17 protein-coding genes are annotated in these 21,272 nt (G+C 41.9%); 6 read left to right on the top strand and 11 right to left on the bottom strand.

What is annotated here, in order from left to right:
- From COT43_07290 to COT43_07275, 4 genes are all read right to left on the bottom strand, one after another.
- A partial coding sequence (locus COT43_07290; GenBank protein ID PIS28070.1) for a hypothetical protein occupies positions 1-283 on the bottom strand: 283 nt, incomplete at its 3' end.
- Positions 284-291: 8 nt separating this feature from the next.
- Positions 292-1,656, bottom strand: coding sequence for a hypothetical protein (locus COT43_07285; GenBank protein PIS28069.1), 1,365 nt, complete (start codon positions 1,654-1,656; stop codon positions 292-294).
- Positions 1,657-2,262: a hypothetical protein gene (locus tag COT43_07280; protein PIS28068.1), complete on the bottom strand. Its 606-nt coding sequence runs from the start codon at positions 2,260-2,262 to the stop codon at positions 1,657-1,659.
- A 201-nt stretch (positions 2,263-2,463) separates the two neighbouring features.
- Positions 2,464-2,910, bottom strand: coding sequence for a tRNA-specific adenosine deaminase (locus tag COT43_07275; protein ID PIS28072.1), 447 nt, complete (start codon positions 2,908-2,910; stop codon positions 2,464-2,466).
- 138 nt (positions 2,911-3,048) lie between these two features.
- On the opposite strand from COT43_07275, the gene COT43_07270 reads away from it, so the two are divergent.
- From COT43_07270 to COT43_07255, 4 genes are read left to right on the top strand one after another with little or no spacing between them, the layout of a single operon-like run.
- Positions 3,049-4,281: a sodium:alanine symporter family protein gene (locus COT43_07270; protein ID PIS28067.1), complete on the top strand. Its 1,233-nt coding sequence runs from the start codon at positions 3,049-3,051 to the stop codon at positions 4,279-4,281.
- On the top strand, positions 4,275-4,760 hold the full coding sequence (locus COT43_07265; GenBank protein ID PIS28066.1) for a hypothetical protein: 486 nt from the start codon (positions 4,275-4,277) through the stop codon (positions 4,758-4,760). Before COT43_07270 ends, COT43_07265 begins: the two co-directional genes overlap by 7 nt.
- Before the next feature lie 3 nt (positions 4,761-4,763).
- A complete protein-coding gene (locus COT43_07260; GenBank protein ID PIS28065.1) occupies positions 4,764-5,561 on the top strand; it encodes an inositol monophosphatase in 798 nt (265 codons plus the stop codon).
- A complete protein-coding gene (locus tag COT43_07255) occupies positions 5,530-8,586 on the top strand; it encodes a hypothetical protein (protein ID PIS28064.1) in 3,057 nt (1,018 codons plus the stop codon). Before COT43_07260 ends, COT43_07255 begins: the two co-directional genes overlap by 32 nt.
- 10 nt (positions 8,587-8,596) lie before the next feature.
- Here COT43_07255 and COT43_07250 read toward each other — a convergent pair whose 3' ends face one another.
- Positions 8,597-9,169 carry a hypothetical protein gene (locus COT43_07250; protein PIS28063.1) on the bottom strand — a complete coding sequence of 191 codons (573 nt, stop codon included), beginning with the start codon at positions 9,167-9,169 and terminating at the stop codon, positions 8,597-8,599.
- Positions 9,170-9,223: 54 nt separating this feature from the next.
- Positions 9,224-10,138 carry a hypothetical protein gene (locus COT43_07245; protein ID PIS28062.1) on the bottom strand — a complete coding sequence of 305 codons (915 nt, stop codon included), beginning with the start codon at positions 10,136-10,138 and terminating at the stop codon, positions 9,224-9,226.
- A 269-nt stretch (positions 10,139-10,407) separates the two neighbouring features.
- Between COT43_07245 and COT43_07240 the strand changes: the two genes are divergently transcribed.
- Together COT43_07240 and COT43_07235 are read left to right on the top strand one after the other, a co-directional pair.
- Positions 10,408-11,817 carry a hypothetical protein gene (locus COT43_07240; protein ID PIS28061.1) on the top strand — a complete coding sequence of 470 codons (1,410 nt, stop codon included), beginning with the start codon at positions 10,408-10,410 and terminating at the stop codon, positions 11,815-11,817.
- A gap of 84 nt (positions 11,818-11,901) precedes the next feature.
- Positions 11,902-12,963: a hypothetical protein gene (locus COT43_07235; protein ID PIS28060.1), complete on the top strand. Its 1,062-nt coding sequence runs from the start codon at positions 11,902-11,904 to the stop codon at positions 12,961-12,963.
- 6 nt (positions 12,964-12,969) lie between these two features.
- On the opposite strand, the gene COT43_07230 is transcribed toward COT43_07235, so the two are convergent.
- The 5 genes from COT43_07230 to COT43_07210 form a co-directional block, all read right to left on the bottom strand.
- Positions 12,970-14,106 carry a hypothetical protein gene (locus tag COT43_07230; GenBank protein PIS28059.1) on the bottom strand — a complete coding sequence of 379 codons (1,137 nt, stop codon included), beginning with the start codon at positions 14,104-14,106 and terminating at the stop codon, positions 12,970-12,972.
- Positions 14,103-15,071 carry a hypothetical protein gene (locus COT43_07225; protein ID PIS28071.1) on the bottom strand — a complete coding sequence of 323 codons (969 nt, stop codon included), beginning with the start codon at positions 15,069-15,071 and terminating at the stop codon, positions 14,103-14,105. The genes COT43_07230 and COT43_07225 overlap by 4 nt, the downstream gene beginning before the upstream one ends.
- 34 nt (positions 15,072-15,105) lie before the next feature.
- The gene (locus COT43_07220) at positions 15,106-17,970 is read right to left on the bottom strand and encodes a hypothetical protein (GenBank protein PIS28058.1); all 2,865 of its coding nucleotides are present in this window, start codon (positions 17,968-17,970) and stop codon (positions 15,106-15,108) included.
- Positions 17,957-19,384, bottom strand: a complete 1,428-nt coding sequence (locus COT43_07215; protein PIS28057.1) for a hypothetical protein — start codon at positions 19,382-19,384, stop codon at positions 17,957-17,959. The genes COT43_07220 and COT43_07215 overlap by 14 nt, the downstream gene beginning before the upstream one ends.
- The coding region (locus tag COT43_07210; protein PIS28056.1) for a hypothetical protein at positions 19,384-21,272 on the bottom strand (1,889 nt) is incomplete at its 5' end. The genes COT43_07215 and COT43_07210, both read right to left, overlap by 1 nt.

The raw sequence follows: 21,272 nt of genomic DNA, 5'->3' as shown, positions 1-21,272 counted from the left end.
TAGCCAGCACCTGTCCTTTTTTGACAATATCGCCGATATCAACTTTCATCGTCATAATGCGCGTTGGAATCGTTGAATAGACTTTCACATCCTGCGAACCACTGATGTTGCCGAGAAAATCGATCTTTGATTCGATCGAACCACGTGCTACAGTCGAAACCTGCACAGGAATAGCAACAGCTTTTTCGGATTTTACTTTTTTACTTTTATTGCCACAACCTGATAAAACGCTCAAAATGACGAGCGTCGTTATTAATAAATAAATTGAATATTTACGCGACATGATAACTCCTATAATTCGTTGATCGCTTTTTTTAAGTTTACTAAAGCGACGTTGTATTCGTATAAAGATTTCTGATAATTCATTTTAGCCTGATTAAGCGCGACGTTGGCATTCAAAACATCCAACTGCGTACTCGCGCCTTCGGCGTACATCAATTCGGCAAGACGATTGGCTTCTTCCGCCTGTTTGATCGTAACTTCTTGAGTCTGAACATTTTCCTGCGCTTGTTTGAGCGTAAAGTAAGCGCTCTTGATTTCCATGCGGATTCCATTCAAAAGCGATTCTTTTTGATAATCCGCTTCTTTAATTCCGATCTTTGCTTGCTGGATTTCGGAAGATGTTTTAAATCCCGAAAAGAGCGGAATGCTGACACTAACTGAAGAATTGAAGGATTTGAGAAAATCGTCACCCGTAAACTTGTAATCGTTACGTTGTCCCTGATATTGATAAGATGTCCCCAAAACAACCGACGGCATATAAGCGGCTCTCGCCAGAGACAATTGTCGCGCCGCAATGTTTTTCTGACGAGACATCATATAGATTTCCGGACGATTTCTTTCTGCTATTTCGATCAATTCATCCAATTTTTTTTCGGTCAGATCGGACGCTATATATCCAAGATGATCATTGATTATAAAGTCGATTTGTTCATCCTGTCCAAGTATCATTCGGAGCGCAGACTCGGCAAGTTTGGCGTAATTCTTTGCGGAAACTACCATCGGTTTGAAATTGGCAACCTGAACTTCCGCACGTAAAACATCGAATCGCGAAGATTTCCCGACCTGGAAAAATTGAGTAACCTGTTCAAGATTCTTTTCCGACATTTTCAAACCTTCTTCGGCAACGTTGATAGAAGAAAGTGCAAAAAGAAGTCCGTAATAGGCGGATGTCACTTCACTGAGCACTTTCTGCTCAACGACCTTATATTGAGACTGTGCGATTGAATTTGCCAATTTTGAAATTTGATAGCCATTCCAGATTGCGCCACCAGTGAACAAAGGTTGTTGGAAATTGATCCCCACAACCGCGCTATTCTCCATCCCGAAGGAAGCCGTAATATAATCCGGCAATCCCGGGGGCGCAGTCGGTCCAAGCATCGTTTTAATGAAGTTTGGCATGACGATTTTCTGCATTTCCCATGAATGCTGAAAAGAAGAAAAACCGCTAACAGAAGGTAGTAAGTTTCCTCTTGCTTCGGTGATTGTAACTTTTGATCTTCCTACCGCTTCGCGCGCTAATTTTACACTGGGATTTTCCCTCAAGGCAATTTGCCGTGCTTTTTCCAGATTTAATTCAAGCGACTCACCGCTCGATGCTATTCCAAAACTGAGAATAATAACGGCGGTGATTGCTATTTTAAGATGATATTTCATTCATGACTCCTTAACATAATCGCGATTGGCAATTCCTTCAACGAGTGTATCAACGAGAAGTTTTGCTCTTTGGAGATTCAGTTCATTGATATTTAATCGAAAGAATCGCATGATATAAGTGTTGATAGCGCCAAAAAGACAAAACATGAAGCTCTGAATATCAAAATCGCTTCTGAATTCTCCATTTTTTCGCCCATTTTCGATAATTTTATATAGAAAATCCATGTGAGGTTTGAGTTCAGTAAGCAAATCAACCGAAATTCCGAATGGAATGTTTCCAGACATGACATTAAAAGTAAAACGTGCAATCTCCGGGTGATCAAGAATTTCTCCAAACCGAGCCATCACGACATCGTAAAGTTTTTCTACAGCAGGCTTGGAAGAAGCATCAATCATTTTCAAATTTGCAGACGCATGAACAAGCGCCAATTTGATGATTTCCTCAAACAAGTGTTTCTTATCGGGAAAATAATAATAGACGGCGGGTTTTGTGACATTTGATTTCTCTGCAATCACTCGCATGGAAGTCTGCTCAAAACCGTGTTCAGCAAAAATCTCTGCGGCTGTTTTGAGAATTCTTTCTTTTGTATTTTGTTCATCATTCATATTCGTTCCTTTACTTACCGGTCGGTAAGTTACAATTTCCCCAATGCTATTCCAAAATATTTTTTATTCTTGGTCGGTTTTCTCAGAGCTTTTCGCACGATTATCCATCAGCAATTATAAAAAAACGCTTCTTAAAATGTTGTTAAAGAAAATGGTTATCGTTTATATTAATTATCGGTAGGTCTTAAATAATCGTGTAAATCAGGTTGCTTCTTTCCGGTCGCGTAACCGACGGAAAAACGCATCCAGCAGGGATTGGCAAATTTCGGCTTTGACGCCGCTTTTCACGATTGCCCGATGATTCATCAGATTACGATCGCAGAGATTATCGACCGATCCACACATACCGGCTGTAGAATCGTCGGCTCCATAGACAACTCGCGGAATTCGTGCATTCAAAATGGCGCCAGCGCACATGGGACACGGTTCAAGGGTCACATAAAGTGTACAATGGTCTAAACGCCAGGAATTGAGCGTTCCCGCCGCCGAAGTGATAGCGAGAATTTCAGCGTGAGCCGTCGGATCTTTCAACCTTTCTCGTTGATTATGACCTTTTCCGACGAGAACGTTATTGTGAACGATGACGGCGCCGACGGGCATCTCACCTTCTTCAAAAGCTTTCTCCGCTTCTTTGATGGCGATTTCCATCCAGTTCTCATCTCGATCATTTCCGAAGTTCACGGGTAATTTTACCGAAAATATTACGAAAAACACAAGCCTTCTTTATTGATATTTATTTTCAATTGTCGTATAATCTGTACAAAATTTTGACAATTTGAGGAGTGTATGGAAACAGCGCGAACAGTAACTAATTTTCTTTCAAACCTAGTTTGGAGAAAACCCGACTTTTTTCCTTTCATGATCTTCCTCCTTCTTTTTACCGGTGTGCTTGCAACTATCAAGACGCGTCTGGTGCAATTCCGTTTGTTTTTTCACTCATGGAAAGTCATGTTCGGAAAATATGACGGTCCGAACGACCTTGGCGATATTTCTCATTTTCAGGCGATTTCCGCTGTATTGTCCGCAACTATCGGTATTGGGAATATCGCTGGCGTAGCTACGGCGATTCATTATGGTGGGCCCGGCGCGTTATTCTGGATGTGGGTAACAGCAATTCTTGGTATGGCTCTGAAATTTTCCGAAACACTTCTCGCGCTGAAATATAGGGTAAAAAATCCAGATGGCTCGGTTTCCGGTGGACCGATGTACAGCATCGAACGCGGTATGGGACCGAAATTCAAGTGGATGGCGATTTTTTTTGCCACCATGTTGGTTATCGCTTCTTTTGGAATTGGCAACACGATTCAGGCGTTTACGGTTGCTGACCAATTACAATCTGACTGGCATATTCCAACATGGATCACCGGTTTATTTTTGGCAACAATTGTTGGCGCAGTAATTCTTGGGGGAATCAAGCGAATCGGAAAAGTCACCTCTTTTTTATCACCGTTTATGTGCATTTTTTACGTATTAGGCGGACTATCTGTAATTGCACTGAACTATCGTCAGTTACCGGCATCTTTTGCACTGATTTTTAAATCTGCGTTCTCCTCCGCGGCAGGTGTCGGTGGATTTGCTGGTAGCTCATTTCTCTTTATGATGATGTGGGGAATCAAACGCGGTTTGTTTTCCAACGAAGCGGGACAAGGGAGCGCACCGATTGGTCATTCCGCCGCAAAAACCAACGAACCGGCTCGTGAAGCCGCCAATTCAATGATGGGTCCATTTATCGATACCCTCGTCGTATGTACGATCACTGGCTTGGTCATTGTAATTACCGGAGTCTGGAATCAGAAAAAACCGGATTTGGTTATCGCGAACGCTCAATCAACAATTTGGGTCGTTCCGAAAGGTTCAAGCATTGCAACTAACGCAAAATTAGAAGGCAGAATGCGCTCACCGACACAGCTTTTTTCGCTTCTGATGGAATCGTTTCAGGTGTTGTATTTATCAAGAATCACGCACTCGTTGATAGCGCCCAACTATATCTTTATGGAAAACCATTTTCAGGCATGGTAATTGTCGATAAATCTGGGCTGATGAAGCCAGAACCTAACATTGGGCAATTTTACCTTAAAGGAAATATGATGCAAAACGGTTCGCCACTGACGTCATGGGCATTTCAAACAGGGCTTCATTGTTTTGGTAACTGGGGTGGTTTTATTGTGACACTCGGCGTATTACTATTCGCGATTTCGACGGCGATTTCGTGGTCTTATTATGGTGACCGCGGCGCTCAGTATTTATTGGGTCAAAAAGCCGTGTTTTGGTATCGAATTCTGTACGTCACTGCGCATTTCATCGGTGCGACAGTTTCTTTGGAAGTTGGGTGGGCGTTTGGCGATTTTGCCAACGGTTTGATGGCAATTCCGAACCTGATTTGCGTCATTGCACTATCAAATGTCGTCAAGCGCGTTACGAAAGAATACACATCGAAAAAACACCTGACATATAAAGAACAACTCACATTGAATTCTATTAGAGAGCAAAAATGGTAAATCATGCAATTCATCGATGAAAAACTTGAACGAAAATTATTGAACACGGCGCTTGTTGCGGCGCAAGCGGTTGGGAAACTTCTGATCAAAAAATTAAATACGACACTCAGCATTGATTTTAAAGGCCGGGCGAATATGGTTACGGAAGCCGATCACGCTTCGGAAAATCTGATCATAGAGATGATTCAACACGAATTCCCTGATCATCAAATATTAACCGAAGAACGCCCGCAAATCGAAAGCAATTCAGGCTTTAAATGGATCATCGATCCGCTGGACGGAACGACAAATTTCGTTCACGGATTTCCGATGTTCGCCGTTTCTATCGGACTGGAAATCGCCGGAGAAATGTTTCTCGGTGTCGTTTTACATCCGACAACTGGTGAGATTTTTTCAGCGATTCGCGGGAGAGGCGCTTTCTTAAACAAAAAACCTATTTTCGTTTCATCCACCGAAAAACTGTCTCATTCACTTTTAGCGACGGGATTTCCTTATGAACTCGACGCCTCCTTTTACCGAAATATGGAATTATTCAAACGTTTCTACGTCAAATGTCAAGGCGTGCGTCGTCCCGGTGCGGCGGCATTGGATTTGTGTTATCTGGCTTGTGGACGTTACGACGGTTTCTGGGAATTTAGTCTCCATCCATGGGATGTCGCCGCGGCTTCTGTGATTATTTCCGAAGCGGGCGGTTTCCTGTCTGATTTTCAGGGCGAGGCTTTCTCTGTTTACAAATGCGAGACGCTAGCGACGAATGGAAAAATCACCCATGAGATGCTGGACATTCTTAAAATTTCATAAAGTGAACTTCTTCATGAAGAATGATCAATCTCATTTTCAAACGAATCCGAGAATACGTAACAGAAATGGCTCACATTTTCTTTTTATTTTCATCCTAATTTTCCAGACTTTTTTCACATTGCTATTTTCCGGCACCGATTGGCGAAACACGGCAAATTACCAGATCGATGCACAGTTGGATGATTCTCTTCACCAACTTGAAGGAAGTGAAACAATCGTTTACATCAACAGCTCGCCGGACAGCATTTCGCAAATCTGGCTTTTACTCTACCCAAACGCATACCGCAACGAAGAGACAGCATTGGGTCGCGAACAACGCCGCGATCGACAGACTGCGTTTCATTTCTCAACAAAAAAAGATCGCGGATTCATCAATTTAGAATCGGTTCAGATCGACGGAAAATCTGTCGAAATCGCAACACCGTCGGATTCATCCGATCTGGGAATAATTCACTTACCGGAAATGCTTTTACCAAATGATTCGATTCAAATCGACATTAATTACACGCTCAAATTCCCGAATATCTTTTCGCGATCCGGATACAGCCGCGGTCAATATCAGGTATTCCAATGGTATCCAAAAATTCCGGTTTACGACGCTGACGGCTGGCATCCGTATCCTTATCTAAATAACGGTGAATACTACAATGAATTCGGTGATTATGACGTTACGATAACACTTCCGGAAGATTTCATTGTCGGCGCGTCGGGCACATTGGTCTCTCCCGCCTCGGAAATCGCCCGCATGGATTCTTTAGCAAAAATTGGTGCGTTGTTCATCAACATGTCCGATGCCGATCGAAAACGAACGTTGAAGAAACATGAATCATTATCGGGTGTGTCAACACAAATGAAAACGATTCGCTTCGTCGCCCGGAATGTCATTGATTTTGGATGGATCGCCGATCGGGATTTTTTAGTACAAAAAGATTATTTTGCTTATCCCGGAACTTGTGACAGCATTGCTCTCTGGAATCTGCTACTTCCCGAGAATGCTAAAGTCTGGCGCAATTCACTCTCTATCGTCAAAAACACGCTGACGCTTTACGGCGACATTTGCGGTCCTTATCCGTATCCAACAGTCTCAATCGTCGATGGCAGTAAGTCTCCGATCAATGGCGGGATGGAATATCCGATGATCGCAAATATTACACCGCAACGTTTTGATTTATTAATGCAAGCGACTATAGCGCACGAAGTTGGCCACAATTGGTTTTACGGAATTCTCGGCTTCAATGAACGCGAAAACGCATGGTTAGATGAAGGAATCAACACATGGGCAGAATGTCGTTATTTTGATCGATTCGTTCCGATTAGTGAACAGCGAATCCTACCCGAACCTCTCCGGAATTATCTGCTAACGGATTTCACCCACGCTACTTTGAGCAGATTATCGTTTGATCTTGTCACAGGGATGAATGCTGAACTTCCTTCTAATTTATCAGCAGAACAATATCCGACGGCACAATACGCTTCTGCAATTTATGCGAAACCATCTATCGGTCTTGCGTTGATTGAAAAATATTCCGGACGGGAAAAATTCGACGGCGCGATGAAAACCTTTTATGACGAATGGAAATTCCGCCATCCACGACCAGACGACTTTCGGGCTTCATTGGAACGATCGCTAAATATCGACTTATCATGGTTTTTCGATGATCTGATTAAAACGACGAAACGACTGGATTATCAATTACAATCAGCAACATCCAAATTTATAGAAAATCAGTGGATTACAGATATCATCATCCGAAATGCCGGCGATCTGTTCACACCCGTTCTTGTCCTTCTCTCAAAAGATGGAAACATGCTGGATTCTGCCTGGATTTATCCAAAGTCTAACCGCGAGACTTTTCGATTCAAAACCAAATCAAAGCCTTCATTAATCGCCATCGATCCAGATCGTTTGACGCCGGATGTCGATTTCAGCAACAACTATTCAAAGTTGCCGATTCTTCTGACTCCGATTTTAAATCCCGATAAACCTGATCGTTTCCAGGTGTTTTTCCTTCCGTTTGCAACCGTCGATTACACGAACGGCATTCAAACCGGCGCAATATTTTTCCGTGGGAACATCACGCCGATCCGGCACCAGTTTATCATCAAGCCACTTTACGGATGGAAATCCACCCGCATTCTGGGCTACTATTCTTACAAGAACACTTTGTACGATAGAGTCGGTACAGAGTTTAATTATTCCATCGCAGTGGCTCAGGCAAGCGGCAGAGAATCATACCACTTTTCCGCAAATAAAGCAGTCTACCCGAAGTTTTTCCGGAACCATCGACGTGATTTTCGATTTGGGCTCGAATATCATAACATTTTTGACTTGCATTCGTTCGACCCACAATGTTGGACAAAAGGACGAACGACTGCCGCCACCGGATCATGGAAAAGTCAGCGTCAGTGGTTTCTATCAGAGCGTGAATTTCTGTCGAAACTGCGAATCGGCAACGCAACGATTTCAGGCATCGGTTCGAACCTGTTTGCAAAGATTTCCAGCGAATATATTTTCCACCATAAATTAGATCAATCCGAATCGCTGAATCTCCGCGTATTTGCCGGATTCACAGTGACTTCGTTAACAACATCTCTACCACGACAGGAATACTGGTACGCCAGCGGAGGAATCGATCCGTCGTTTCAGGAGTTTTTCATTTACGATAGAAGCGGAAATACGCCATTTTCACCGCTTAGAAATTGGCATTTGGCGAATGGAATCAATCTTATTGGTTATCAGAAATATTCGGGAAATCGAGGCGCGTTCGGAATAAACTCAGAGTACAGGTTTCGTTCAACATTCGCCTTCTGTGATTTTGGAGACGCGCTCAATCGATCAGATCGATTTGTCGGGCATCTCGATCTCGGAGTGGGTCTAAAAATTGGACCACTAAAATTTTATCTACCGTTATATCTAAACCATCCGAAAGACGCAGACGGATTACCTCAATTAACCAATTTTAAATCACTCAAATATCGGTGGACATTGGAATTAGATTTGAAGGGATTTTCCGCTTCCCTTTGAACAAAAAATTTTAATAATAGAGGTTCAACGTTAATGACACATTATTGCCGGTCAGATTTATTTTACTCAGATTGTTCGTTTTAAAATAATCTGTCACGCGATCGACATCCAACAATCTCATATTCATATTTTTCCAGTTCCACTCAAACGCGATGCCGGCAGACCGAAATGGTCGGATTTCGACGCCCGCGCCATATCTAAATCCCCAAGATTGGTAAATCGGTCCGCCGATCGAATGTTCACTCCTGTAAGCTGTCATAACCAGCAAATTATATCCGAATCCAACGTTGACATACGAAAAGAGGAATGGATAACTGATCGGCGCAAATTTTAAATCGAACATAGCTTGCGGGTTCCATGTCGCCAGCGTATACACATCGCTTGAATGTTCATCACTAAAAATATTTGAAAACCACCTTCCTAGGTTCCCCCGATAAACGCCAACACCAAAATCGAAAGACAGATTTCCATTCGGTTGTTGGATTTTATGAAATTCTATTCCATTGAACGTGTTAATCCCAGAAAATGAATTTTCAGTTGGATCAATAGATTCTCTAAATAGTTGCGTTCCACTATCTTTCAAAAGGTTGATTTCGTAAATGTGAGAGTTAATTTTATCGGATAATTGCGTTTGTACCTACTGGATTTTTAATCCTTGCCTGAATGATTTTTTATGCGGTTTTGAGTCACTTCCAATGACGATCGGTATCGGTATGGGTTGAAGAACGATGTCAATTTCCATCATCTGATCTTTTCCCGGTTTATACGATTTTTCCCAAACTACAAAATCGTCTTTGGTCGCTCGAATCCGATGCATGTAACCAGGCTCGATTTCAACTTCTACCGGCGATTGACCTTTATAAATCCCATCAACATAAATGGACGCATCGTTCGGTTCTGTCACGAAATTAAATACTGTCTTTTTCAGATGTATGAACAACTCCGGCTTTTCAAGACCTGAAATTTGCATCGCGACGGAAGGAATCGCCTTTGTCAGAACAAATCCGAGACTTCCTTCCACATCTCCCAGCGCTGTGGCTTCGATCTTTCCCGTTTCAACATTTATCAGGCGAATGCTGACCGTATAAAACTCGCCGACTTTACTCACCGCACCGGCGATCATCTTGCTAACTCCAATTATTCTACCTATCTCAACGGCGCATTCATCCGTCGTGCAACCGCTCATATGGAATTGCATCTCGTCTAAGATTTCGGTCATTTTATCACGTTCCATCACCTCAAAAACACCCGCCTTAAAAACTTCGATGCGCAATCGATCGGAAAGCGCCTTGCCTTCCGATATACTGATCCCATTCGGGTCTAATTCTAAAACGGCTACTGCTATTTTTTGAGCAGGAGTGGATCGTGCGGTATCAACCGATTTTACCGTGTCAGAATTCATCGGAGACTGATATTTTTCGTTCGTAATCTCCGGACTCTCAAATGCCTTTTGAATCAAATCTATAAACGAGTCCAGTTTAAATTTTTCCTGTGCAAAAACTGAGGACAGAAGCAGAAAAGTCAGCACGAACGCTTTACCGGTGTTTTTCATAAAAATCCTTTAATCAATCGACTTTTCTATTAATTGTTAAAAATCCGTACAAATATAAATACGATTGAGATAAATTGATAACCAATAAGTTGTCGTTATCGACTGTCCCATCCGTTTAAACAACTTCCTTTTCAAAGTTATGTGATTTCTGACAAACTTAGATGAATCAAATGAAAAATTAACCGCCTTGTGGATCAACACAAAAATTGATAGATTTCCTGCGTTATTTTTGAAAATTGGTTTAAATACTTTTACAACCCTGAGGAAAAATGGACAGCCCGTTGCAGTTGATCGAAGTTCTTGCTACAAACTTAGTGACGCTAAAATCCAAAAAAGGATTAGAAGAAAAGTGCCAGCATATTCTGGATACGCTAAGAAAAACCGGCTGGCAGAAAGTGAGTTTTTCCTTCATAAATAACAAATACGAGACGAAGAAAACGCTTTATTCCGGGTATTCGCCAACTTTTATCAAAGAACACAGCAATTTATCGAAACTTCCGCCGAGCAAGCGCAGGGAAATGCTAAGCGGAATTGTCGAACGCTGGAGAATCGGATCATTTTACTACCTTCCTTGGCGCGATGCCGATTCCCGTTTGATTGTCAGTGACGGACTCAGCACGGAAATCCCAATGAAACTGCGGGATCAATGGCACGAAAACGATCTTCTATATGCGCCGATTCTATATGAATCCAAACCCATCGCCGTTTTAACGATTGACAGCCCAAAAGACAAATCCGTTCCGAACAAAGTCTCACTCCGTGTTCCAATGATACTTCATAACTTTCTTCAGGAAGTTATTGAACATTTTATTTCTCAGGAATATTTTTCTAATTATCATCTTTTCGAAGAAAAAATCGCCGAAAAGGGAACACTCGGAATCGTCCGAATCGATTATGTCGGAAAAATCACTGACATCAATCTGGCGGGTGAATTAATCCTTAAGTTGGATCACCAGAAAATTGTCGGTAATAATTTTTTCAGGATACTTGAAAGCGATTTTGTCAGACAAATATCCCACGCTATGACACAGGCGATCGATACACTGGAAATCACAACAGTTATTGCACGTTACAAAGAGTTCACCGGAAAAACATCCGAATTGGAAATTATCTTTTTCCCTCAGCATGTCCTCTGGAATTACGTGGGAATGAACATCGTCTTTAAATACCCAGAAGCCGTCGAAGTCTATAAGATATACTCGGAATCGCTTGTCAAAATGAACGCGATCAACAATGCGATCATAGGCGATATGGAAACGATACAAAAAAATGTTATTCAAACACTTTGCGAAAATTACGGACTGATTTATCCGCGGATTTACCGGCTTTCGAACGATGGCGCCCATCTGGAATGTATCTTCATTTCAGGAGTTGAAGAAGAAATGCCGGAATTTTTCAACCATCCATACAATAGAAATAGTCTTGCCTCCTGTGCGATCATCGACGATGAAATTACTTATACTACTATTGAAGACAAACAAATCCGCGACATTCGTCGGATTTGGACACATTTAAATACGAAAGGCGCAATTGCCATTCCATTGCATGTGAATGAAAGCGAAAAATTCTGCCTCATTTGCGATATGGAATCTATACCGTTTGTTCTGGATTTACCAAAAGAAATCCTCTTCAAATTTATCTCAAACATCATCAGTATGACACTAAAACCGAATTATTAAGCCTGTCGGTTTTTAACGCGATAAAAAAATTCTGTTGCAGATAAATTCCAGAAAACCTATTTTGTCATAGGTAGTGTTCAGAATATGTTTCATAGCAGATTAAAAATTGAACTGATTTTCACTGTTTCGGTTTTTCTTTTAGCCTCCTGCGCTTCGACCATTTCGTTGAAAGTCGTTGCCGATCCAGAATGTTTTCCGACTAAGGACAGCCAAATCCAGTTATATTTACTGAACGAATCGCAGGTCAAAAAATTCGACCAAATCGTTACTGATAATCAGGCTTACGTTTTAAAAGTTTGGCAACCTTTGTCAGACAGTCTGAGCAAGGCTCAAGACTTTTACTATGCAAAATTTGACGAATTTATAAAAGGCACCAATCAATACATCCAGGAAAAAAACAATTTAAAAACCGCCTACCTCACAAATATTCGGTGTGAACCTTTTTGCATTCAGAAATTCGGGAATACGTGGAAAGTCTGGATTCGTTGTTATAATGAAGGCCAGGATGTCGTTACCGGGTTGGATATTTCCGTCCAGTTTCGTAAAACCATCCTAATACCACGTCGCACAATTCCCGTAGAGATTCAACCTCGAGGCATTGTTGTTTATAACGATCTCACTGCCGATTTGAATGCCAATCTTCCGCTTAATCTCCAGTTAGCTTCTTATTTGGGCGGATTAGATTCGCTTCTGAAGGTTCTCATCGTCAAAGTTCACTCGGTTAATTCTTCGTTTTATGAATCCACTCTTCAGGATTCATTAATAGTCGCTGACCTGAATTCTGAACTCGATTTGATCGGTATGGAAAATGAAACCCAAATCCTTAATGCCGCCGATTGGATTAAATCAGGTATTATTTTCCCTTCCAACCAGTTGATTATAGCAAACTTGACGGAATTGGCACGTTATAAAAATACTCTCACTATGTCAAATCTTGCGATATTCGAGAATATAAAAAAAGGCGTCTTTACACTTTATTGCGAGACCCCTCCAGATTATAGATATCAATGGCAAAAAAAGATCGATATAAAAGACAACATGACGGTTCGTCTTGTAAAAAAAGAACAGAAAAAATTCCTATTATCTTTTGAATTCTTAAAATCTCGTTCGAGAGTTTTGCAAACGCTCGGCTTGAATTTCGACTAGTAAAATTTACTGAGTGGAAAGTTTAAACATGACAATTCGATTATTGCCGGTGTCGGCGATATAAACTGTCTGTTCTTCTAAATTCGGCGAGACCGCAATCCCTTTCGGATGGTTGAAAGATCTGTCTCCAGCGCCAAGACCAATTACACTTTGAAGCATGGTTCCCGCAGATGAAAAACGATAGAAACCGGGAGCCGGTCTGGTTGTATCCGCGTCCGCTGTGTCCCGTCCGGCATCTACGACGAAAATATAACCCTGATGATCCAACGCAATATCTTCAGGATTCCAATAACGCTCAGAATCGTATATATCAGATCCGATCAGTCCTGTATTAGCCCGGATGTTGTATTGACCTTCAAAAAGATAACTGGTAACGGATTGAATTTTGAAACTATTGGAAAGCATTTTCGTTCGCCCTGTCTGCGTAAACCAAAAATCGGGTAAATCTTCCGACTTACTGGAAATATCGAGATAACGCTCACGGATACTGACAATTGAAGTTGGTAAAAGAGTTGAATATAGTCCCGTTCCATTGATAAAAAGTGGTAAAGTTCCTTTCAGCGTGTTTTTGGCATTAAAATCATAGATAAAATTAAATTCCGTGTAGTTATCAGAACTATCGGCTACATCGACAACGGTCACATAATATTCAAAACCTTTGTGTATAGTTATCCCAGTGAATTCTCTGGTCGGTTCGCTGACCTGAGTATAAACTACTTTCACTTCTGCGCCGGCGATGATGTGATTAGCCTTAAAGAGATCAATCTTGAAAATCTGATTCGTCTTATTGACGATCAATAAAGCCAGGCTGTCATTCTGAGTTATAGCTTCGGGATGTTCGATTGTCTGTGAATAACCTTGTATCGCGCCACCCGCATCCATCATGACGATTCGATCATTGTCGGTATCACAAATATAAATAAAATTATCAACGCCAAAATAAATATCCGCCGGGTGGCTGAAATGGTAACCGTTCTCAGAATCCATGATCGGATAAACAAGGTTATAGACTTCTTTCCCAACGTTCGAATAATCGGAGTCGGAATCAGGAACGATGGGTAACGGATACTTATCATTAGAGCATGAAGCCAACAAACCTAATCCGAGAAAAAATGATACCCAGATTTTCATTTTATCATTCATAAGAGGAAATGAATAGTATATTGATTTACATAGCCAAGCCGGCCGAAATTGGCATAACTGTAATCGACACGAAAACGGTTTCTTCCAACCGGGACATTCAAACCGATACCCAAAGAAATGTCACGGTCAGTACGACTGGTGATATATCCACTGCGTAGCGCCAAAACATTACGATACCAATATTCGATGCCCAGATTAATATTCTCACTATTATCGTTCGGATGATTTAATTGAATTGACCAAGTTAATTTATGGCCAAAACGCTGAAATGCTTCGGCGGCTATGCCGATCCGAAACATGATCGGCGGAGTAAATTCTTGGAAATTACTGACTTTAATCGTTTCACCATCCAAATTTTTATACGTATAACTACCTTCTGCCGCCATATCTGAGGCAAAATTAGTAACCGATACGCCAAATCGCGTCGATTTCCAGCCCGTTTTATAATATGTGCCAAGATCGAACAGCATTGAGGTCATTTTCATTTCGGCAAGCGTTTCCTGAAAGTACTTTACAGTAACGCCGAAACTAAATTTATCGGTCATATTTCGGGCATAGCTGAGACCAGTTACTAAGTCACCATAGGAAAAATAGCGCCCCGTGCCTGCAGGTTCTAATTCCGTCGTTTCCCGCATGTCATCGGTAGTCAATGTTGTGAAGAATGCGCCGATCGTGTTCGTTTGATTTAAATGATAAACTGCACCCGAATAATAAATCTGAATATCGGAAAACCACTGATTGTAAGTGAAGAAATAATCACTGCCTGTGAACTGACTGATGCCAGCGGGATTCCAGAAGAGCGCTTCAGCATCATTGGCTATTGCGACATAAGATTCACCTAAAGCCACCGCTCGTGCGCCGACTCCGATTTTTAGGAATTGTGCTGACGATGTTCCAACCCGTTGACCGCCCAAATTCGGAAATAACTGTGCATTTAACCAACCATGGATAATCAGTAAAAGCATAAATATTATATATGTCCTTTTAATGATTTGCATCTTAGAATTCCACCGAAAAACCAAATCGAATGTTGCGCGGCTTCCGATAACGGGCAGGATTTAGTGGATACGGACTGGACACCGGATAACTCAGGTCTGGATAAAGCGGATCATTCCAACTGCTTGGCACCAGATCACCATACTCGTATGCTTTTCCAGTTACCGGATTAATGATATTGGAATTTTTATCATCAAACAAATTTTTAACATCAACCGAAAAAACGTATTTGAACTGCCCGCTATTAAAATATTTTTTGATACTCAAATCCGCCCATTTCCAAATTGAACCGAGTTCGCTGTATTTCAATGTCTGATCTTCAACATCCGTATAAATCGGTCGCCCATTGCTGGGGCTATAATAAATGAAGTTAACCGGAGTATAACGCTTGCCAGCCTGTGCGAACCAGCGCAAATTAATATTCCAATTACCCAATATCTTCATGCCCAGAATCCTCGGGCCAAAATCGTCCGGAACCCGGTAATTGCCGTTAATAGACACCTGCCAAGGACGGTCCCAAACTGCATAAGTTTCCTTGATTGGCTGTTCGTTAATACTGCCCTTAGCAATCAACAATCCAATATCCGGAGAAGAGGATTTTGTCGTTGAAACCGAATAGGAACCGTTAACACTACCAGAAAAATTCTTTAGGAGACGAGTTTTATATTCCACTTCGATGCCGCGCGAACGGGCGTAATCCAAATTAATATAGAAAATAGCCGAACCAATACGGGGGATTCCAGTGATTGTCGCCGTCTGGACATAATCGAAAATATCTTTATAGAAAGCTGTAATGCTGATGACATCATTTTTACTGAATTGGTGACGCAGTCCCAATTCGTAAATCACCGAAGTCTCCGGGTTCAGATTTGGATTCCCAAATTTTTGATATGAGGACTTTGAACTGATGTTGCCTAACTTAGCATAAACGAATTGTGGTTTGGGGCGCTTTGAAAAATGACCGTAGTTTAAAAAAAGCATCTGATTGTCCGAAATCGGGAATGAAACTCCCAGGCGCGGCATCAGGCGCATTTTAAAATGCCGTCCGAAGAGACGATAGGTTTGATCATTATATTGACCGCGCATCTCATCCGTTAGGATATTCGTCGTATCGTCAATCGCGTCGTCAACATATTTTCCGGGAAACCAGTAATCCAAGCGTAAACCGGCATTTAGATAAAAACCTTCAAAATGGATGTCATCCTGAACATAGATAGCGCCGTCTGCAGGATAAACCCGGTAAATATCCTGACTAGAACCAAAACCACCTTCGGTATATGGATCGATAATATCGATCAACTGCACCTCGTCAAAGGAGGCTTCCATCCCAGTTTTAACTGTATGAATATTCCCTATACGACCGGTTAGATCACCTTTAACCGTATAAAATTCAACGTAGTGATCATGCCAGACATCAGCATTGCCATAATCATAGAATCCGTCCCCTGGAATGATTCGGACTTTTGTAGAATCGTTCGCTGGCGAGTAATATTCGACCGGAAGTCGCGGGACATCGATCGCCATGGTATAATCCGTCCAATCGGCGCCCATCCAGTCAGCTCGCAAGTGAGCAAAAAAACGGCTCAAGCGCAACTCATAGAATGTCCGCTTATTAAGAGTATGTGACCATGTTAGCGATGTCTGTTCATTGTCGTGCGTGTAAACATTAAACAGATTAAGATTATCAGAATATTCGTACGGGAAACCCGGTCCCGGTTCAACATATTCCAGATTAGTCTGAAGAGATTGCGTATTTTGATTGATCGCTACCGATCGATTATAGGTGTAAATCAGCTTTTGAGTATCGTTAAGTTTCCATGTCCATTTACTCATCAAATTCCAGCTATTATTCTGGCGCGGGGCTAACGTATTGCCGGTCAGCAAGTTATTCCCAAATAGCGTTATTTTGGGACTAATTGAGGAATAAAGTTGTGACGCGGTTTTCCCGGTGTAATCGTCCGCAATCGAAGCATAAAAATTCATAAAAAAATAAATTTGCCCCGGTAGTTTAACTTTAAGGGCGGGCAGTAATCCGCTCGTAATCGGTTCTCGTCCGCCGAGATTCATCTCGAAAATGTCAGTATTGAAACTCCATGCATTATCACGAAAAAGTCCCAGATTATCAGATTTATATGAAAAGTAACCTTCCATTTTATCGCCGCCGGACTTGGTTTTTACGCTGACAACGCCAGAAGTCGCTTGTCCGTATTCAGATTTAAAACCGCCAGTGATGACCTCCACTTCTTCGATGGCGTTTGCGCTGACATTCAGTCCAAAACCGGTTCCTGACAGCGGGTCCTGCACGGAAAGATTATCCAGCAGATACTGAACTTCATACGTCCGACTTCCGCGGATGTGAATCTCATTATCCTGATGTGAAACTCCAACCTGCTGGGCAACAATGTCCTCGACATTTTCAAGCGGTTTATTGGCTAATTCTTCACGGCTGATCGTTCTTATCGTCCCGGTTTCATTGATCTGCATTAGCGGTTTTTCGCCGATTACGACAATTTCCTGTCCCAACGCCAGTGCCGTCTGCTCCAGATCGAAATTAAGATTTATTGTTTTTCCCGCGTCAACTTTAACGCCGGTTTTTTGAACGACTTTATAACCAATGTATGTCACTTCGAGCGTGTATTCACCCGGATTAATATTCGGAATCACAAAACGACCATTCAAGTCGGTCGATGTACCCAAATAGGTTCCCATAATCACGATATTCACACCGATTAGCGGCGAGCCTGTAGCTTTATCAGACACCAAACCTTCCAATACACCTTTCTTCGTTCCTTGCGAAAATACGGCGGACGACAGAATCAATACTGCCGTAAAAATCGAAACCAACCTACTCTTCTTACTTAAATACATCGTTTAAAATAATGTCGAAAAAATCGTCCAAATTGCTGTTACCATTTATTAAATGTAGCGGCGCTCCGGAAAAAACCATATCGTATTCTCCGGTATTGTCGTTTCTGCCCAAAATCACGAAAACTTTTCCGTCGTAACGGTATAAAACGACAGAACCTTCCTTAGCGGAGACGGAGTATGTTCCGAAAATATTAGTTGTGGTTTTTAACTCCGGCAATTTGATGGATGTATCGGATAAAGCTATCTGAATATCTGTTTGCGGAGAGAAAATCTTCAAACTACTTATCCGGCTATAATAATCCCCCAGAGCATCAACAGGTGTAAAAGCCAGCGGGTCGCCCTGCGAACCAAAACCGGTATTGAACTGGCAGATATAAATAACTTTTCCACTATCGTCCAAGACTTCCGGAATCGCAACCTGAGCCGCAATGAAATGATCGTCCGTTTCCATGATTAAATCGGTGTACCAGACGACTCTGTCAAATAATTTTAATGTTTCGGTAAACTGGGTCATCGAAGCAGGAAATTGTTCTTCGATGTTCCAGTAATTAAAATTGCCAATGAGAGATTTAAGTAATCCCTTGTAGTATTTATCGGGATACCCGGAACCGACGGTTTCTGAACTATAATCGTCAACCAATAAATAACCATTGACCGGTTCTTTCACATACCAAGTCATATCCTCTGGCATCCGAATAATTTCACTTTTTGCCCCCGCAATGTCAACCGCTCGGAGGTAAAAACAGTGATCACCTTCCGTTAATCCGTTATCCTCATTAATCGTTACTGTTCTTAAAATACCGGAGATGCTTGTCCAATTCATTGTGTCATCCAAAGCCCACTCAAAATTCGTAATGGTCGAATCTCCGTCCAGATCGGTGGCGTTCCAAGTAAAAGAGGCCACAGTAAATGTCGTATCCGGAATCCGCCTGTTAGTAATCCAACCAATTTTCGGGATTGTGTTCTTAATGGGAAATAATTGACTGGCTGGGGTCGGATCCGCAAGTGAATCGTCATCGATGGCTTTGATCTGGAAAATATAGGATGCTGTGTCTCCGCTTATCGACAACTCAAACGTATCGGAGTGCGCCTTTGTAAAAATCCATTCGGTGCTGTCCGCATTGCTTTTCCATCTGTAATAGAAACCAATCACAAACCCATCCGGGTCACGTCCGTCCCATGAAATGACCTGAACGCTTTGGGTAGGATTTAATATACCCGATGATGAAATAAAAATTGACGTCTCCGGCGGTAGATTTTCATTATATTTTGTCGAATGATGTTCGCCGCAGATCTGTAATAATACCAAAAATGCCAATATTATTCCAAGCGGGATAATTTTTCCGGGATAGCGCGATGGCTCTCTAAATCGAACCATCGCATTCCCGTTATATAAATTCCTGTAAAAATCCATTATTTCAGAAATAGCATCTTCTTTGTAGTTGTGAAGTTTTTGCTTTGAATCTGATAAAAATAGACACCCGTGCTGATTGGACGACCACTATTATCCAGACCATCCCAGCGGAAATTGTATGTGCCGGCGCTCATTTTACCTTTACAAAGAGTCCTTACTTTTACTCCAAGCAGATTATAAATCGTCAGCGTCACATTTTCCGACTTAGGAATGCTGAACCGGATGTTCGTCTCATGGTTGAATGGATTCGGATAATTCTGCTCGAGTCGATAGTTACTGACTGCAACAGGCGCTTTCTTTTCAATAGCTGAAGTGTGGCCAATGACGTCGTTGGTATCGCGCGGCAAGATTTTAAAATAGTTAAAACTATAGGCCTGGAACCCAATTACTTTATCGATGTGATCACCTAACGCATAAAGCGTATCCAGTTGCCCTTTAAAGGAGAGAAAATCATCACCAACTCGAGTTGAGTTGATTCCATCCGAGGAAATGCTAAATTCGCCATAGTTATAATTACCATCCGGAAATGGATTGGTAACTGTAACATCGTCAACCTCGATTAAAACACTTTCATAGGCTTCAGCTAAAGCGCCACCATTTTTAATATCGGCAACATTGACTTTCACCGGTTCAAATACACCGTAATTCGGAGTTACTACTTCTAACGCAGTGACGGTGGACAATTGTGTATGGCCGTGATTTTCCACGACCGTGCCGGTAACCCGAATTAAATCACCTTTATTTGGCTTCGGGAAATCATCATCATAAATCCAAATTCCACTCCAGATAGAATCATTCTCCTGAATATATAGATTATTGACAAAGTCAGTCGAATCGGTCATGACCACCCCGGTCAGAGTTACGACATAACCTTCATAAGCCGAATCCATATACTTATATCCCTGTGGATTCTGAATATCGTTGATGGAATAGCCATCGTCTCGAATTGTATAAAAGAATACCTGCTGAGTGGTGTCGCCCGGCATCATGCCGATATTATTTTCTTCATCGTACGCCGAAATAAAGTAGCGTACAAAAGCTCCATCCGATTGTTTCGGAATTCCGGCAACAAAACCGCTTCGCCCCAAGGTCATCGTTTTGGTAACAAATGGTTGCCGATCGATGCTATAATGCAGATAGGCTGTTATATTGGCAACCGGCGTAACGTTATCTTTAATCGTAGCAGTTATTACCGTTGAATCAGCCACTGATGTGGGTAGCGCAGGCGAACGGTTAATGGCGGTAACTTCCGGCGGGACGGCTAAAGTTACTATATCAGTAGTGTCCCGTGGATTAATCGAGAAATAACCGTAACCGCTGTCACGCAAATACCCACTCACATTAATCTTCGAACCATTGGCAGGCCAGTGAACAATTAATTGATCTGTAAGCTTTCTAAAACACATGAAGTAATCATCGATATAACCAATATTGGTCCCATCGCTGATAATTGCCTGTCCACTAGAAGCATCGTTATTAGTGACTTTTACGTTTTCGATTTTAACGTACATATCCTCGTATTTTTCTCCGGCATAATTACTGGAAATATCTGCCATGGTAAGGACTAAGGGCTCGGGAAAGGTATTACCGGATGAAACGATCGCCACTGGCACCGGCGGATTAGTTAAAAGATTCAACTGAGTCAAACCATAATAGGTTGTCAGTTTACCAGTAAAATAGACTTCATCTCCTTCTTCGAGATAACCAACGTAGGTATTAATTTGCGTTGTATCATCTTGAATGACGAAAAAACCGCCCCATGGATCATTTGAATTCTCGGATACAAAGCCACCCCAACGGGCGCCGAGATAGAGTTCACGTGGTCCGTGCCGCATAAATGCTTTCACCACGATCGTATCGCCGATAAAATCAGTTTCCTGAATTGAAT

The organism is Candidatus Marinimicrobia bacterium CG08_land_8_20_14_0_20_45_22 (assembly GCA_002774355.1).
Classification (GTDB): domain Bacteria; phylum Fidelibacterota; class UBA2242; order UBA2242; family UBA2242; genus 0-14-0-20-45-22.
Note: the sequence above shows the minus strand (reverse complement) of the source record. Positions and strands in the feature narration are given on the sequence as shown.

What these genes read in the sequence shown, in the direction of transcription:
- COT43_07275 (PIS28072.1), bottom strand. Translation starts at nt 2,910, where the DNA reads ATGGAAATCGCCATCAAAGAAGCGGAGAAAGCTTTTGAAGAAGGTGAG.
- COT43_07270 (PIS28067.1), top strand. Translation starts at nt 3,049, where the DNA reads ATGGAAACAGCGCGAACAGTAACTAATTTTCTTTCAAACCTAGTTTGG.
- COT43_07215 (PIS28057.1), bottom strand. Translation starts at nt 19,384, where the DNA reads ATGGATTTTTACAGGAATTTATATAACGGGAATGCGATGGTTCGATTT.
- COT43_07225 (PIS28071.1), bottom strand. Translation starts at nt 15,071, where the DNA reads ATGCTTTTACTGATTATCCATGGTTGGTTAAATGCACAGTTATTTCCG.
- COT43_07255 (PIS28064.1), top strand. Translation starts at nt 5,530, where the DNA reads ATGAGATGCTGGACATTCTTAAAATTTCATAAAGTGAACTTCTTCATG.
- COT43_07280 (PIS28068.1), bottom strand. Translation starts at nt 2,262, where the DNA reads ATGAATGATGAACAAAATACAAAAGAAAGAATTCTCAAAACAGCCGCA.
- COT43_07235 (PIS28060.1), top strand. Translation starts at nt 11,902, where the DNA reads ATGTTTCATAGCAGATTAAAAATTGAACTGATTTTCACTGTTTCGGTT.
- COT43_07240 (PIS28061.1), top strand. Translation starts at nt 10,408, where the DNA reads ATGGACAGCCCGTTGCAGTTGATCGAAGTTCTTGCTACAAACTTAGTG.
- COT43_07265 (PIS28066.1), top strand. Translation starts at nt 4,275, where the DNA reads ATGGTAATTGTCGATAAATCTGGGCTGATGAAGCCAGAACCTAACATT.
- COT43_07220 (PIS28058.1), bottom strand. Translation starts at nt 17,970, where the DNA reads ATGTATTTAAGTAAGAAGAGTAGGTTGGTTTCGATTTTTACGGCAGTA.
- COT43_07230 (PIS28059.1), bottom strand. Translation starts at nt 14,106, where the DNA reads ATGAATGATAAAATGAAAATCTGGGTATCATTTTTTCTCGGATTAGGT.
- COT43_07260 (PIS28065.1), top strand. Translation starts at nt 4,764, where the DNA reads ATGCAATTCATCGATGAAAAACTTGAACGAAAATTATTGAACACGGCG.
- COT43_07245 (PIS28062.1), bottom strand. Translation starts at nt 10,138, where the DNA reads ATGAAAAACACCGGTAAAGCGTTCGTGCTGACTTTTCTGCTTCTGTCC.
- COT43_07285 (PIS28069.1), bottom strand. Translation starts at nt 1,656, where the DNA reads ATGAAATATCATCTTAAAATAGCAATCACCGCCGTTATTATTCTCAGT.